Below are 12,791 nucleotides of genomic sequence, written 5' to 3'. Positions count from 1 at the left end.
CCATGACCGCCATCGCTCGTATCACCCTGCTCAGCCTGGTATTGGGCTTGAGCGCTTGCGCGGTTCATCGGCCACCTCCTGCCCCTACGGGCCCGACCATTCCACCGTCGGGCCCCTCGACCCAGCCGGTAACCAAACCTTCCGGCCCGGTCACCGCCCCCGCCAAGCCCTTGCCGAGCAAGTCCCCGACCTTCGCCCCACCCCCCGGCGCTGCCAGCCACTGGGACGGCAAGATGCAGGTGTACGTGCTGGACGAACAACCGGACACCTTCTACCGCCAGCGCACCTATTACCGCTGGAGCAACGGCTGGAGCCGCTCCATCAGCCCGAATGGGCCCTGGGAAGAGACAAATGTGCAGGGTGTACCGCCTGGGTTGAGCAAGCAGTACGCAAAATGATCTAAGGCGACCTTCAAACGGTCGCCTTTTTTTATGACTTGAAATTCAATCAAAATGTGGGAGCTGGCTTGTCGGGTCGCCGCATAGGTATCTACACAACTCGCTTTTTTTGGTTATTGGGTATGTGTACATATCCGTTGCTGCGGTTACGGCGGCTATTGGTTCCGCCCTTACGGCGGGTCACTTTGGAAAAGAGCCGGAGTGCCGGCCCAGCCCAAAGTAACCAAAGGGCTCTTGCCCCACCACTCGGTGCCTCGCCTAGGCTCGGCATGCCCGCAGTCAGGCATTGCTCCGTGGGCCCGCCGCGATCGGCCATCCCTGGCCGTGTCGCGGCTACCCCGGCATCCATGCCGGGGTGCCCACTGCGCAATACCTGCCTGCGGCCAGCGTGGTTTGACGGGGCGCCTAAGATCAAAAGCCAGATCAAAAGCAGTGCAACAGCAGAGCAACAGCAAAGCCAGAGCGCGAAGCTACATTCCCCTGTAGGAGCTGGCTTGCCTGCGATGGCGGTGTATCAGCCAATACATTTATCGACTGATACACCGCCATCGCAGGCAAGCCAGCTCCCACAGGAGTCCGCGCACGCCTCGATGATCAGGTCGGCTGTCAGGCCGCCTCGCTTTGCTTGTGATTTTGATCTTAGGCACACCGAGCCTAGGCGAGGTGCCGAGTGGTGGGGCAAGAGCCCTTTGGTTACTTTGGGCTGGGCCGGCACTCCGGCTCTTTTCCAAAGTGACCCGCCGTAAGGGCGGAACCCTAAGTGGCCGTAACCGCAGCAATGGATATGTACACAGACCGAGAAGAGAGTTGTGTAGATACCTATGGCTATCGCAAGCAAGCCAGCCCCCACAAGGATTTACTTGGCCGTCAGGCCGCCGGGTATTCCCGGTGCAACGCTGCCTCGACTAACAACTGCGCGATCTCGATCAATTGCACCACCGCCATCACCTGCTTACGGCTCGAGCCTTCAAGATGCTCGGTGCCGTCGTACGCACTGACCGCCGCCGACTCGAGCATTTCACAGGCGTTGCTCAACGCCTCTTCGGTGCTGAGACCGGCTGCGAATGCAGTGCGTATTGCTTGAACGCACGTTGTGCCGCTTCGTGGAGTTTGCTGTCGTTCAGGGAGTAGGCCGGGCTAGGCGTGACTTTTTTCATACGGTTGCTCCTGGAGTTAAAGGAGCCGCCACAATCACTTCCACATGATGGGTGGCGACTGTACGCAGGTGTGGAAGACCGGACTCCAGGACCCCGGCGCACCCGAAGGTGCCCCGCGCACAGCCGCCATATAGCTGCGTGAAAAAGGGCGACGACCGAGGAATGGAGACCCGGCAGGGCTGGGCCCTCCTGCGTACAGCTCGCCCAACATGATGTGTGCCTGTTAAATGATGAGCCGTAGGGAAAGTCCTGTTTTGATCATCCCCACACGGAGCATGGGAGCGATCCTCATATGCATGGGAATTGTCCTTCGGCTGTTCCAACCTTTCATAAAACCTTCATCAAACCGCCCCCCTGCCGTCATGTGCAAGTCATAGCCCTGACACCTCCCGCGCCTACTGTCGTTTGAACTCAAACACAGCCCCGCAAGGCTGTTCAAACCAGACAGAGAAGCCCATGAATCCCGCTATCCATGTCGATCGCCTGAACAAGACCTTTGCGAAGAAAACCGCGTTGGTCGACCTCGAACTCACCATCGCCAGCGGCGAGATGGTCGCCCTGATCGGTGCGTCCGGCTCCGGTAAGTCCACGTTATTGCGCCACCTCGCGGGGCTGGCCTGTTGCGACAAGGGCAACGGCGGCAGCGTCAAGGTGCTGGGCCGGGAGGTGCAGGCCAGTGGGCGGTTGAATGGCAAGGTGCGGCGGTTGCGCGCGGATATTGGCTACATCTTCCAGCAGTTCAACCTGGTCAATCGCCTGAGTGTGATCGACAACGTGCTGCTCGGTTGCCTGGGCCGGGTCCCGCGCTGGCGCGGCAACCTCGGGTTGTTCAATACCGAGGAAAAGCAGTTTGCCATGGAATCCCTGGCACGCGTCGGCCTGGCGGACCTGGCCCAGCAGCGCGCCTCGACCCTGTCCGGTGGCCAGCAACAACGGGTGGCGATTGCCCGGGCGTTGACCCAGCGTGCCGAAGTGATCCTCGCCGACGAACCCATCGCCTCCCTGGATCCGGAGTCGGCGCGCAAGGTCATGGAGATCCTCGCCGATATCAACCGCCGCGACGGCAAGACCGTGGTGGTGACCCTGCATCAAGTCGATTACGCCATGCGTTATTGCCCGCGCGCCGTGGCGCTCAAGGGCGGGCGCATTCATTTCGATGGGCAGGGCCGCGAGATGAGCAGCCAGTTTCTCAACGACCTGTACGGTGCCGACGTCGACACCAGCCTGATGTTTTGCGAACCGCCGCGCCGTTCCGAACTGCCCCAGCGCCTGGCCCTGGCCCGCGCTTGAACCCCCACTCACGATCCCTAGGAGTCGCCTGCATGTTGAACCGTATCGGTCATGTTTTCCTGTCTGCCGTGTTGTTGGCCAGCGTCGCCATGGGCAATGCCCAGGCCGCCGACAAGGCCATCAACTTCGGCATCATGTCCACCGAGTCTTCGCAGAACCTCAAGAGCATCTGGCAGCCGTTTCTCGATGACATGCACAAGAAGACCGGCCTGACCATCAACGCCACCTTCGCCTCCGACTACGCCGGCCTGATCCAGGGCATGCGCTTTAACAAGGTCGATGTGGCCTGGCTCGGCAACAAGGCAGCGATGGAGGCGGTTGACCGCTCCAACGGCGAGATCTTCGCCCAGACCGCCGCCGCCAACGGCGCCGCCGGCTACTGGAGCCTGCTGATCGTACGCAAGGACAGCCCGCTCAACTCCGTCGAAGATATGCTCAAGAACGCCAAGAACCTGACCTTCGGCAATGGCGACCCGAACTCCACCTCGGGCTACCTGGTGCCGGGCTACTACGTGTTCGCCAAGAACAATGTGGATGCCGCCACCGCCTTCAAGCGCACGCTCAATTCCAGCCATGAAGTCAACGCACTGAGCGTGGCCAAGGGGCAGTTGGACGTGGCCACCTTCAACACCGAAAGCTGGGACCGCCTGGAAGTGACCCAGCCGGACAAGGCCGCCCAACTCAAGGTGATCTGGAAGTCGCCGCTGATCCCCGCCGACCCGCTGGTGTGGAGCAAGGCCCTGACTGACAGCGAGAAGAGCAAGATCCGCGATTTCATCTTCAGCTACGGCGACACCGATGAAGAGAGGGCGGTGCTCAAGAACATGCAGTTGGGCAAGTTCCTCGCGTCCACTGACGACCAGTTGCTGCCGATCCGCCAGCTGGAACTGTTCAAGCAACGCACCACCATCAGTGCCGACAGCAAGCTGGCCGAGGCAGATAAGGCCAAGAAGCTGGCGCAGATCGACGCCGACCTGGCCACGCTGCAACAGCGCCTGAGCGAGCTGGACAAGAAACCCGCCGCCAACGGTTAACCCCCTGTGGGACCGGAGCCTATGTGTGAACTGAGCCTATGTGTGAACAGGCTTGTGTGGGAGCGGGCTTGCTCGCGAAAGCGGTGAGTCAGTCGCTGGATGTGTTGAATGACACACCGCTTTCGCGAGCAAGCCCGCTCCCACCCACACACACATAGGCCCAGCTCCAATAATTATCGAGAGTGATCCATGACGACCTTGCACGCTGAAGCCGTGGGTAAAAGAACCTGGCCGCAATACCTCGGCTGGGGCCTGTTCCTGGTGCTGCTGGCCTGGGCCTGGAAAGGCGCAGAAATGAACCCGCTGGCGCTGTACCGCGACTCGGGAAACATGGCGACCTTCGCCGCCGACTTCTTCCCGCCGGACTTCCACGAATGGCGCTCCTACCTCAAGGAAATGATCGTCACCGTGCAAATCGCCCTCTGGGGCACGGTGCTGGCGATTGTCTGCTCGGTGCCCCTGGGCATCCTCTGCGCCGACAACATCACCCCCTGGTGGATTCACCAACCCCTACGCCGGGTGATGGATGCCTTCCGTTCGATCAACGAAATGGTGTTTGCCATGTTGTTCGTGGTGGCGGTCGGGCTTGGTCCGTTTGCCGGTGTGTTGGCCCTGTGGATCAGCACCACCGGGGTACTCGCCAAGCTGTTTGCCGAAGCCGTCGAGGCCATCGACCCAGGCCCGGTGGAAGGGGTGCGCGCCACCGGTGCCAGCGCCTTGCAAGAGGTGATCTACGGCGTGATCCCGCAAGTCATGCCGCTGTGGGTGAGCTACGCGCTGTACCGCTTCGAGGCCAATGTGCGCTCGGCGACGGTGGTGGGCATGGTCGGCGCGGGCGGCATCGGCGTGATCTTGTGGGAGAACATCCGCGCCTTCCAGTTCGTGCAGACCTGCGCGGTGCTGCTGGTGATCATCGTGGTGGTAAGCCTGATCGACGTGCTGTCCCAGCGCCTGCGCAAGCGGTTTATCTGACCTTGGAGGGGTGCCTGCGGGCGCTTTTTTTAAAGCATGCAGTTGTCTAGACAAGATGAGCCGGTGTACCGCGAACTCGCCGATATCCTGCGCCGCGAACTCAGCGGCTACCAGGCCGGGGAGTTCCTGCCGGGCGAGGTGCAGTTGGCCGAACGCTTTGGCGTCAACCGCCACACCCTGCGCCGCGCCATTGATGAACTGGTGTTCGAAGGCAGCCTGCTGCGCCAGCAGGGCAAAGGCACCCAGGTGCTGGACCGGCCGCTGATCTACCCGATGGGCGCCGACACCGCCTACAGCCAATCGCTGTCGGCCCTGGGGCATGGCGTGCAGGCGCTGCTGCTCAAGCGCCGCTACTGCTACGCCAGCCGCGAAGAAGCGCAGCACCTGGGCATCGCCGAAATGGCACCGATGATCGAGCTGCAAACCCTGCGCAAGCTCGACCAGCAGCCCGTCAGCCTGATCCGCCATCGCTACTGCGCCAGCCACGCGCCGTTGCTGGCGCACTACAACGGCGGCTCCCTGCGCCAGTACCTGCGCGAGCGCGACCTGCCGCTGACCCGCACCCTGAGCCTGATCGGTGCGCGCCTGCCCAACCGTGATGAAGCCGCGCTGCTGATGATGCCCCGGCACTTGCCGGCCTTGACCGTATTCACCCTTTCCCGCGATCGCGATGGCCGCCCGGTGGAGCTGGCGCAGTCCACCAGCCGTTCGGATCGCTTCCAGTACCAGGTGGTGACTTGATGGAGACCCCGATGAATCTGTCCCCGCGTCAGCATTGGATTGGCGTACTTGCCCGCGCCCAGCTCAATGAACTGCAACCCCACGAAGCGGCATTGAAGGACGCCGAGTACCAACTGATCCGCGCCCCGGAAATCGGCATGACCCTGGTGCGCGGGCGCATGGGCGGCAATGGCGCGCCGTTCAACGTCGGCGAAATGACGGTGACCCGCTGTGTGGTGCGCCTGGCCGATGGCCGCACCGGCTACAGCTACCTGGCGGGGCGCGACAAGGTCCACGCCGAACTGGCGGCCCTGGCCGATGCCCATCTGCAAAACGCGCAGCCGAGCCCTTGGCTCACGGATTTGATCAGCGCCCTGGCCCAGGCCCAGGCCCGGCGCCGCGCACAAAAAGAAGCCGACACCGCGGCCACCAAGGTCGAGTTCTTCACCCTGGTGCGAGGAGAAAACTGATGCACGCTCAATTATTGCAACCGGCGTTTGTCGACCCGGTACTGGATGCCCAGCGCAGTTTTCGCGCCGCGCTCAAGGCCTTGGCCGAGCCGGGTTTGCTCCAGCACTTGCCGGCAGCCCCGCACCTCGATGGCCTGGCGCCCGCCACCTATGCCTTGTGCCTGGCGCTGCTGGATGTCGACACGCCGCTGTGGCTGGCACCTGGCTTCGACACGCCGCTGATCCGCGCCAACCTGGCCTTCCACTGCGGCTGCCCGTTGGTCGCGCGCCGGGAGGAGGCTGCGTTTGCCTTGCTCGGCGAGCCGGACCTGCTCGACCTGAGCGGCTTCGACCACGGCAATGATCGCTACCCGGACCAGTCCTGCACCTTGCTGGTCCAGCTTACCGCCCTGGACGCCGGGCGCGCCTTGCTCTGGCGCGGCCCGGGCATCCAGGCCCAGCGCCGGGTGCAGGTGCCGGTGCCGCCGGTGTTCTGGCTGGAGCGCCAGCGCCGTGAAGCCTTCCCCCGTGGCCTGGACGTGTTGTTCAGCGCCGGCCATCACCTGCTCGGCCTGCCGCGCAGCAGCCGCATCACACAGGAGCACGCCTGATGTACGTAGCCGTCAAGGGTGGCGAACAGGCCATCGACAATGCCCACCGCCTGCTGGCGAAAAAACGCCGGGGCGACCCGGCCGTGCCGGAGCTGCGCGTCGAGCAGATCCGCCAGCAACTGCCCCTGGCCGTGGCGCGGGTGATGAGTGAAGGCTCGCTGTACGACGAAGAGCTGGCCGCGCTGGCAATCAAGCAGGCGGCGGGGGACCTGGTAGAAGCGATCTTCCTGCTGCGCGCCTACCGCACCACGTTGCCGCGTTTCAGCCCGAGCCTGCCGATCGACACCGCGCAGATGTCGTTGAGCCGGCGGTTGTCGGCGACCTTCAAGGACGTGCCCGGCGGCCAGTTGCTCGGCCCGACCTTCGACTACACCCATCGCCTGCTGGATTTCGCACTGCTGGCCGAGGGTGAGTATCCAGGCCCGCAGACCACGGCGGATGCGCAACTCGAACCGTGTCCACGGGTGCTGGGGTTGCTGGCCAAGGAAGGCCTGATCAAGCACGAAGCCGACGACCACGCCCGTGTCGCTGACATCACCCGCGACCCGCTGGAGTTCCCCGCCAGCCGTGCCGAACGCCTGCAAGCCCTGGCCCGTGGCGATGAAGGGTTTTTGTTGGCGCTGGGCTATTCGACCCAGCGTGGCTACGGGCGCAATCACCCGTTTGCCGGGGAGATTCGTATCGGTGAAGTAGAGGTATGGATCGATCCCGAAGAGCTGGGCTTTGCCATTTGCCTGGGCAGCATCGAAGTCACCGAGTGCGAAATGGTCAACCAGTTCGTCGGCTCAGCCACCGAGTTGGCGCAGTTCACCCGGGGCTATGGCCTGGCGTTCGGGCATGCCGAGCGCAAGGCCATGGGCATGGCCCTGGTGGACCGCTCGCTGCGTGCCGAGGAGTACAGCGAAGAGATCGTCTCGCCAGCCCAGCGCGAAGAGTTCGTGCTGGCCCATTGCGACAACGTCGAGGCCGCCGGTTTTGTCTCGCACCTAAAACTGCCGCACTACGTGGACTTCCAGGCCGAACTGGAACTGATCCGCAAACTGCGCCAACCGGCCGAGGGCACCCGCCATGAATGACGCCGCCTACAACTTCGCCTACCTCGACGAACAGACCAAACGCATGATCCGTCGCGCCTTGCTCAAGGCCGTGGCGATTCCTGGCTACCAGGTGCCCTTTGGCGGGCGCGAGATGCCGTTGCCCTACGGCTGGGGCACCGGCGGCATGCAATTGACAGCGGCGATCCTCGGCGCCGACGACGTGCTCAAGGTCATCGACCAGGGCGCCGACGACACCACCAACGCCGTGTCCATCCGACGCTTTTTTGCGCGCACTGCCGGCATCGCCACCACCGAAGCCACCCCCGACGCCACGGTGATCCAGACCCGCCACCGCATCCCGGAAACCCCGCTGCAGGCCGGGCAGATCATGGTCTACCAGGTGCCGATCCCCGAGCCGCTGCGCTTTATCGAGCCTTCGGAAACCGAGACCCGCACCATGCACGCCCTCAACGATTACGGGGTGATGCACGTAAAACTCTACGAAGACATCGCCACCTTCGGCCACATCGCCACCGCCTATGCCTACCCGGTGATGGTCGACGAGCGCTATGTGATGGACCCCTCGCCGATCCCCAAATTCGACAACCCGAAACTCGACATGAGCCCGGCGCTGATGCTGTTCGGTGCCGGCCGCGAAAAGCGCCTGTACGCGGTGCCGCCGTACACCCAGGTCAACAGCCTGGACTTCGAGGACCACCCCTTTGAGGTGCAGAAATGGGAATACCACTGCGCCATCTGTGGCAGCCATGAATCGTTCCTCGACGAGCTGATTCTCGATGACGCCGGGACCCAGAGTTTTGTGTGTTCCGACACCTGGTACTGCGCCCAACGGGTCAAGGAGAACAACCAGTGAGCCAGCCGTTATTGCAAGTGCGCGACCTGTCCCTGCTGTATGGCCCGCAGAAGGGCTGCCAGGAGGTGAGTTTTGATCTGTACCCCGGCGAAGTGCTGGGGATTGTCGGCGAGTCCGGTTCGGGTAAATCCACCTTGCTCTCGCTGTTGAGCGGGCGCTTGCCGCCCCAGGCCGGCAGCGTCGGCTATCGCAGCAAGGACGGCGAATGGCTGGACCTCTACAGTGCCAGCGAAGCCGAGCGCCGCACCTTGTTGCGCACCGAATGGGGTTTTGTTGAACAGAACCCCCGCGACGGCCTGCGCATGGGCGTGTCGGCCGGCGCCAACATTGGCGAGCGCCTGATGGCCCAGGGCGTGCGCAACTATCAGCAACTGCGCGGCGCCGGCCTGGATTGGCTGGGCCAGGTGGAGATCGACCCGCAGCGCATCGACGACCTGCCGCGCACTTTCTCTGGCGGCATGCAGCAGCGCCTGCAAATCGCGCGCAACCTCGTTTCCAGCCCGCGCCTGGTGTTTATGGACGAGCCCACCGGTGGGCTCGATGTGTCGGTGCAGGCGCGCCTGCTCGACCTGCTGCGCGGCCTGGTGCGCGAGCTGGACCTGGCGGTGGTGATCGTCACCCACGACCTGGCGGTGGCGCGCCTGCTGGCCGATCGCCTGATCGTGATGCGCCGCTCGCGGGTGGTAGAAACCGGGCTTACGGACCAGATCCTCGACGATCCACAGCACCCTTACTCTCAACTGCTGGTGTCCTCGGTATTGCAGCCATGACAAATGCCTTGATCGAGGTCCGCGACCTCTCGAAAACCTTCACCTTGCACCAGCAGAACGGCGTGGTGCTCAACGTACTGCGCGGGGTGGCGTTCAGCGTGCAGGGCGGTGAATGCCTGGTGCTGCACGGCCAGTCCGGTGCCGGTAAAAGCACCTTGCTGCGCACCTTGTATGGCAACTACCTGCCGGCCGGAGGCAGCATCCGCGTGCGCCATGCCGGGCAATGGCTGGAACTGGTGGGCGCCGCACCCCGGGACATTCTCCAGGTACGCCAGCAGACCCTGGGCTATGTCAGCCAGTTTTTGCGGGTGATCCCCCGGGTTGCCTGCCTGGATGTGGTGATGGAGCCCGCGCTGGCCCGTGGCTGGACGAAGGCTGACGCCCAGGCCCGTGCCGAGCATTTGCTGGCGCGCCTGAATATCCCCCGGCGCCTCTGGCAACTGGCGCCGGGCACGTTCTCCGGGGGCGAGCAGCAGCGGGTCAATATCGCGCGTGGCTTCATGGTGGCTTGGCCGGTGATGTTGCTGGACGAACCGACAGCCTCCCTGGATGAGCGCAACCGCCAGGTTGTCCTGGAACTGATCAACGAAGCCAAGGCCGGCGGTGCCGCACTGATCGGCATCTTCCATGACCGTGCCGCCCGTGAGGCAGTGGCCGACCGCCATTTGGACATGACGCCCGCTGTAATCACCGATGAGGACTACGCCGATGCCCGCTGAACAGATCCTCAGTAATGCCCAGTTGGTTACCGCTGATCGTGTATTTCTCGGCAGCCTGGTGCTGCGTGACGGGGTGATCGTCGACCTCGCCGAAGGCCGCAGCCAGTTGCCCCAGGCCCAGGACCTGGGCGGTGATTTCCTGCTGCCGGGGTTGGTGGAGTTGCACACCGACAACCTGGAAAAACACATGACCCCGCGGCCCGGCGTGGACTGGCCGTCGACCTCGGCGGTGCTCAGCCATGACGCGCAGATCATCGCGGCCGGTATCACCACGGTGTTTGATGCGGTGTCCATCGGCGACGTGAACCCCAAGGGCAATCGCATGCAGAAACTGCCGGCGATGCTCAATGCCATTGCCTCGGCGCAAGAGGCCGGCCTGACCCGCGCCGAACACCGCCTGCACTTGCGTTGCGAGTTGTGCCACCCGGACACCTTGAGCGTGTTCCGCGATCTGGTGGAAAACCCGCTGGTGCAATTGGTGTCGGTGATGGACCACTCGCCGGGCCAGCGCCAGTTTGTGCTGCAGTCCAAGTACCGCGAGTACTACATGGGCAAGTACCACCTGGACGAGGCAACCATGGATGCGTTCGTGGTGCTGCAAATGGCCAACTCCAAGACCTACAGCGACCGCTACCGCTCAGCCATCGTCGAGCATTGCCTGGCGCGTGGCTTGTCGGTGGCCAGCCATGACGACGCGACCCTGGCCCATGTCGAGGAGTCGGCGCGCTACGGCATGAACATCGCCGAGTTCCCCACCACCCTGGAAGCGGCGCGCGGATGCCGGCAATTGGGCATGAAAGTGCTGATGGGCGCGCCGAACGTGGTGCGTGGCGGGTCCCACTCGGGTAATGTGGCCGCCGCCGGCCTGGCCGCGGAAGGATTGCTGGATATACTTTCCAGTGACTACTACCCGGCTAGCCTGTTGCCAGCGGCCTTTGCCCTGGCGGCCCAGGACAATGACTGCGATCTGCCCCAGGCGATCCAAATGATCAGCCTGGCCCCTGCGCACGCGGCGGGCCTCAGGGATCGCGGGGAAATTGCCCTGGGCCTGCGCGCGGACCTGGTGCAAGCCAGGGCCCAGGGCGGGCTGCCGGTAGTCCAACAAGTCTGGCGACAAGCCAAGAGGGTGTTTTGATGGCGGGCAGGTTGATCTATCTCATCGGGCCATCGGGTTCGGGCAAGGACAGCCTGTTGGATGCCGCGCGCGGGCCATTGGCCGAGCGCGGTTGCCGCATTGTGCGACGGGTCATCACCCGTTCGGCCGAAGCGGTGGGCGAGGCCGCCCAGGGTGTGAGCCCCGAGCAATTCGCCGCGCTGCAGACCGAGGGCGGCTTTGCCCTCAGTTGGCATGCCAATGGCTTGTCTTATGGCATTCCACGGCAGATCGACGACTGGCTGGCGGCTGGCGACGATGTGCTGGTCAATGGCTCCCGTGGCCATCTGGCGCAAACCCGCGCGCGTTATCCGACGTTGTTGGTGGTCTTGCTGACCGTGGACCAGGCGGTATTGCGCCAACGCTTGCTGGCGCGGGGGCGTGAGTCGGTGGCAGAAATCGACGCGCGCCTGGCACGCAATGCGCAGTTTCGCGACAGCCTGCAGGCCGCGCCCGGGGTATTGCTGCTGGATAACTCCGGGCCGTTGGCGCACACCGTCGCCCGGTTGCTCGAGTGTCTGGACGAGGGGCACTCGGCATGCGCCTGACCCTGCTGGGCACCGGCGACGCCCGCCAAGTCCCGGTGTATGGCTGCGAATGCGCGGCCTGCGTCCTGGCGCGCAGCGATGAGCGTTTGCGCCGCCGCGAGTGCAGCGCGCTGATCGAATGCGGCGACCAGCGTTGGTTGATCGACAGCGGCCTGACGGACCTGACCGAGCGTTTCCCGCCCCGCAGTTTCAACGGCATTTTGCAGACCCACTACCACGCCGATCATGCCCAGGGCCTGCTGCATCTGCGCTGGGGCCAGGGCCTGATCATCCCGGTGCATGGCCCGGCAGACCCCGAGGGCCTGTCGGACCTCTACAAACACCCCGGCATCCTCGATTTCAGCCAGCCCTTTGCCGAGTTCGAGACCCGGCAATTTGGCGAACTGGCGGTCACCGCGATGCCCCTGCAACATTCCAAGCCGACCTTCGGCTACCTGCTGCAAGGGCAGGGGCGGCGCCTGGCCTACCTGACCGACACCACGGGGCTGCCCCCGGCGACCGTCGACTGGCTGCGGCGCGAGCCCCTGGACGTGCTGGTCATCGACTGCTCGATGCCACCGCAACCCCAGGCGCCGCGCAATCACAATGACCTGACATTGGCCCTGCAATGCATCGACGCGTGCGGCGCCGAGCTTGGCGTGCTGACCCACGTCGGGCACACCCTGGATGCCTGGCTGTTGCAGCATCGCAGTGAACTGCCGCCGCATGTGACGGTGGGTTGGGATGGGCGGGTGCTCTAGCTCAAGGGGGACCTTGGGGTTACGCTGAAAATGGCGAGCGGATATTTCTCGGGATGGAGAACATGCCCCGTAGGGCATTCGGCTTTTGCTGGCATTTTTTTAATCGCCGTCAGCCACTTGAACGGGTTTTTTCGAGGTCGATTCACGGGGCTGGAGTGTAAGAGTCCATGTGTTTTGTGAGCAAATCCCACAGCAGGCCAAAACGTTTCAATCAGACTTAAAACCCAGGTGGCAAGGCAGGTTTCCTGCATGAAAGATTAGCCGCAGATGACGGTGGTCCAGGCAGTTTTCACTGATGTTGGGCGCTGTTACTCCAGCC

The 12,791-nt window shown here is 63.7% G+C and carries 16 protein-coding genes; 14 read left to right on the top strand and 2 right to left on the bottom strand.

The genetic code is table 11. The annotated features are described in order from the left end of the window. Positions 1 to 2: 2 nt before the first annotated feature. Entirely contained in the window at positions 3 to 398 is a 396-nt protein-coding gene (locus tag ACSSVH_RS18145; protein ID WP_115127676.1) for a hypothetical protein, read from the top strand. 867 nt (positions 399 to 1,265) lie between these two features. Here the strand turns inward: ACSSVH_RS18145 and ACSSVH_RS18140 are convergent. After that, complete coding sequence (locus ACSSVH_RS18140) at positions 1,266 to 1,433, bottom strand: DUF6124 family protein (RefSeq protein ID WP_492633577.1); 168 nt, start codon at positions 1,431 to 1,433, stop codon at positions 1,266 to 1,268. Beyond that, positions 1,430 to 1,555: a hypothetical protein gene (locus ACSSVH_RS18135; RefSeq protein ID WP_262381071.1), complete on the bottom strand. Its 126-nt coding sequence runs from the start codon at positions 1,553 to 1,555 to the stop codon at positions 1,430 to 1,432. Before ACSSVH_RS18135 ends, ACSSVH_RS18140 begins: the two co-directional genes overlap by 4 nt. Positions 1,556 to 2,011: 456 nt before the next feature. On the opposite strand from ACSSVH_RS18135, the gene phnC reads away from it, so the two are divergent. From phnC to phnP, 13 genes are all read left to right on the top strand, one after another. After that, on the top strand, positions 2,012 to 2,845 hold the full coding sequence (gene phnC / locus ACSSVH_RS18130; RefSeq protein ID WP_170056965.1) for a phosphonate ABC transporter ATP-binding protein: 834 nt from the start codon (positions 2,012 to 2,014) through the stop codon (positions 2,843 to 2,845). 32 nt (positions 2,846 to 2,877) lie between these two features. Beyond that, positions 2,878 to 3,879: a phosphonate ABC transporter substrate-binding protein gene (gene phnD / locus ACSSVH_RS18125; protein WP_492633576.1), complete on the top strand. Its 1,002-nt coding sequence runs from the start codon at positions 2,878 to 2,880 to the stop codon at positions 3,877 to 3,879. Positions 3,880 to 4,068: 189 nt separating this feature from the next. Continuing rightward, a complete protein-coding gene (gene phnE, locus ACSSVH_RS18120) occupies positions 4,069 to 4,851 on the top strand; it encodes a phosphonate ABC transporter, permease protein PhnE (protein WP_032859104.1) in 783 nt (260 codons plus the stop codon). 36 nt (positions 4,852 to 4,887) lie between these two features. After that, positions 4,888 to 5,592, top strand: coding sequence for a phosphonate metabolism transcriptional regulator PhnF (gene phnF, locus ACSSVH_RS18115; protein ID WP_169956417.1), 705 nt, complete (start codon positions 4,888 to 4,890; stop codon positions 5,590 to 5,592). Between the two features lie 11 nt (positions 5,593 to 5,603). After that, a complete protein-coding gene (phnG, locus tag ACSSVH_RS18110) occupies positions 5,604 to 6,041 on the top strand; it encodes a phosphonate C-P lyase system protein PhnG (protein ID WP_169956419.1) in 438 nt (145 codons plus the stop codon). Then, the gene (gene phnH / locus ACSSVH_RS18105; RefSeq protein ID WP_172312833.1) at positions 6,041 to 6,631 is read left to right on the top strand and encodes a phosphonate C-P lyase system protein PhnH; all 591 of its coding nucleotides are present in this window, start codon (positions 6,041 to 6,043) and stop codon (positions 6,629 to 6,631) included. The genes phnG and phnH overlap by 1 nt, the downstream gene beginning before the upstream one ends. Continuing rightward, positions 6,631 to 7,707 (top strand): carbon-phosphorus lyase complex subunit, encoded by a 1,077-nt coding sequence (locus ACSSVH_RS18100; RefSeq protein WP_170042628.1) that lies wholly within the window; start codon positions 6,631 to 6,633, stop codon positions 7,705 to 7,707. Before phnH ends, ACSSVH_RS18100 begins: the two co-directional genes overlap by 1 nt. Continuing rightward, positions 7,700 to 8,542: an alpha-D-ribose 1-methylphosphonate 5-phosphate C-P-lyase PhnJ gene (locus ACSSVH_RS18095; RefSeq protein ID WP_492633575.1), complete on the top strand. Its 843-nt coding sequence runs from the start codon at positions 7,700 to 7,702 to the stop codon at positions 8,540 to 8,542. The genes ACSSVH_RS18100 and ACSSVH_RS18095 overlap by 8 nt, the downstream gene beginning before the upstream one ends. Then, positions 8,503 to 9,312 (top strand): phosphonate C-P lyase system protein PhnK, encoded by an 810-nt coding sequence (gene phnK / locus ACSSVH_RS18090; protein ID WP_169956506.1) that lies wholly within the window; start codon positions 8,503 to 8,505, stop codon positions 9,310 to 9,312. The genes ACSSVH_RS18095 and phnK overlap by 40 nt, the downstream gene beginning before the upstream one ends. Then, the gene (gene phnL, locus ACSSVH_RS18085; RefSeq protein ID WP_432754465.1) at positions 9,309 to 10,031 is read left to right on the top strand and encodes a phosphonate C-P lyase system protein PhnL; all 723 of its coding nucleotides are present in this window, start codon (positions 9,309 to 9,311) and stop codon (positions 10,029 to 10,031) included. The genes phnK and phnL overlap by 4 nt, the downstream gene beginning before the upstream one ends. Further along, positions 10,021 to 11,166 (top strand): alpha-D-ribose 1-methylphosphonate 5-triphosphate diphosphatase, encoded by a 1,146-nt coding sequence (locus ACSSVH_RS18080; RefSeq protein ID WP_170056970.1) that lies wholly within the window; start codon positions 10,021 to 10,023, stop codon positions 11,164 to 11,166. The genes phnL and ACSSVH_RS18080 overlap by 11 nt, the downstream gene beginning before the upstream one ends. Beyond that, positions 11,166 to 11,732: a phosphonate metabolism protein/1,5-bisphosphokinase (PRPP-forming) PhnN gene (phnN, locus tag ACSSVH_RS18075; RefSeq protein WP_169956431.1), complete on the top strand. Its 567-nt coding sequence runs from the start codon at positions 11,166 to 11,168 to the stop codon at positions 11,730 to 11,732. Before ACSSVH_RS18080 ends, phnN begins: the two co-directional genes overlap by 1 nt. After that, positions 11,723 to 12,472: a phosphonate metabolism protein PhnP gene (phnP, locus tag ACSSVH_RS18070; RefSeq protein ID WP_492633574.1), complete on the top strand. Its 750-nt coding sequence runs from the start codon at positions 11,723 to 11,725 to the stop codon at positions 12,470 to 12,472. The genes phnN and phnP overlap by 10 nt, the downstream gene beginning before the upstream one ends. The last annotated feature ends 319 nt before the right edge of the window (positions 12,473 to 12,791 follow it).

This window comes from Pseudomonas sp. HC1(2025), assembly GCF_058742075.1.
Note: the sequence above shows the minus strand (reverse complement) of the source record. Positions and strands in the feature narration are given on the sequence as shown.

Excerpts from the sequence above, each read along its gene's own strand:
- ACSSVH_RS18135 (WP_262381071.1), bottom strand. The coding sequence starts at position 1,555 with ATGAAAAAAGTCACGCCTAGCCCGGCCTACTCCCTGAACGACAGCAAA.
- ACSSVH_RS18100 (WP_170042628.1), top strand. The coding sequence starts at position 6,631 with ATGTACGTAGCCGTCAAGGGTGGCGAACAGGCCATCGACAATGCCCAC.
- phnL (WP_432754465.1), top strand. The coding sequence starts at position 9,309 with ATGACAAATGCCTTGATCGAGGTCCGCGACCTCTCGAAAACCTTCACC.
- ACSSVH_RS18080 (WP_170056970.1), top strand. The coding sequence starts at position 10,021 with ATGCCCGCTGAACAGATCCTCAGTAATGCCCAGTTGGTTACCGCTGAT.
- phnP (WP_492633574.1), top strand. The coding sequence starts at position 11,723 with ATGCGCCTGACCCTGCTGGGCACCGGCGACGCCCGCCAAGTCCCGGTG.
- phnG (WP_169956419.1), top strand. The coding sequence starts at position 5,604 with ATGAATCTGTCCCCGCGTCAGCATTGGATTGGCGTACTTGCCCGCGCC.
- ACSSVH_RS18095 (WP_492633575.1), top strand. The coding sequence starts at position 7,700 with ATGAATGACGCCGCCTACAACTTCGCCTACCTCGACGAACAGACCAAA.
- ACSSVH_RS18145 (WP_115127676.1), top strand. The coding sequence starts at position 3 with ATGACCGCCATCGCTCGTATCACCCTGCTCAGCCTGGTATTGGGCTTG.
- phnD (WP_492633576.1), top strand. The coding sequence starts at position 2,878 with ATGTTGAACCGTATCGGTCATGTTTTCCTGTCTGCCGTGTTGTTGGCC.
- phnF (WP_169956417.1), top strand. The coding sequence starts at position 4,888 with ATGCAGTTGTCTAGACAAGATGAGCCGGTGTACCGCGAACTCGCCGAT.
- phnN (WP_169956431.1), top strand. The coding sequence starts at position 11,166 with ATGGCGGGCAGGTTGATCTATCTCATCGGGCCATCGGGTTCGGGCAAG.
- phnC (WP_170056965.1), top strand. The coding sequence starts at position 2,012 with ATGAATCCCGCTATCCATGTCGATCGCCTGAACAAGACCTTTGCGAAG.
- phnH (WP_172312833.1), top strand. The coding sequence starts at position 6,041 with ATGCACGCTCAATTATTGCAACCGGCGTTTGTCGACCCGGTACTGGAT.
- phnE (WP_032859104.1), top strand. The coding sequence starts at position 4,069 with ATGACGACCTTGCACGCTGAAGCCGTGGGTAAAAGAACCTGGCCGCAA.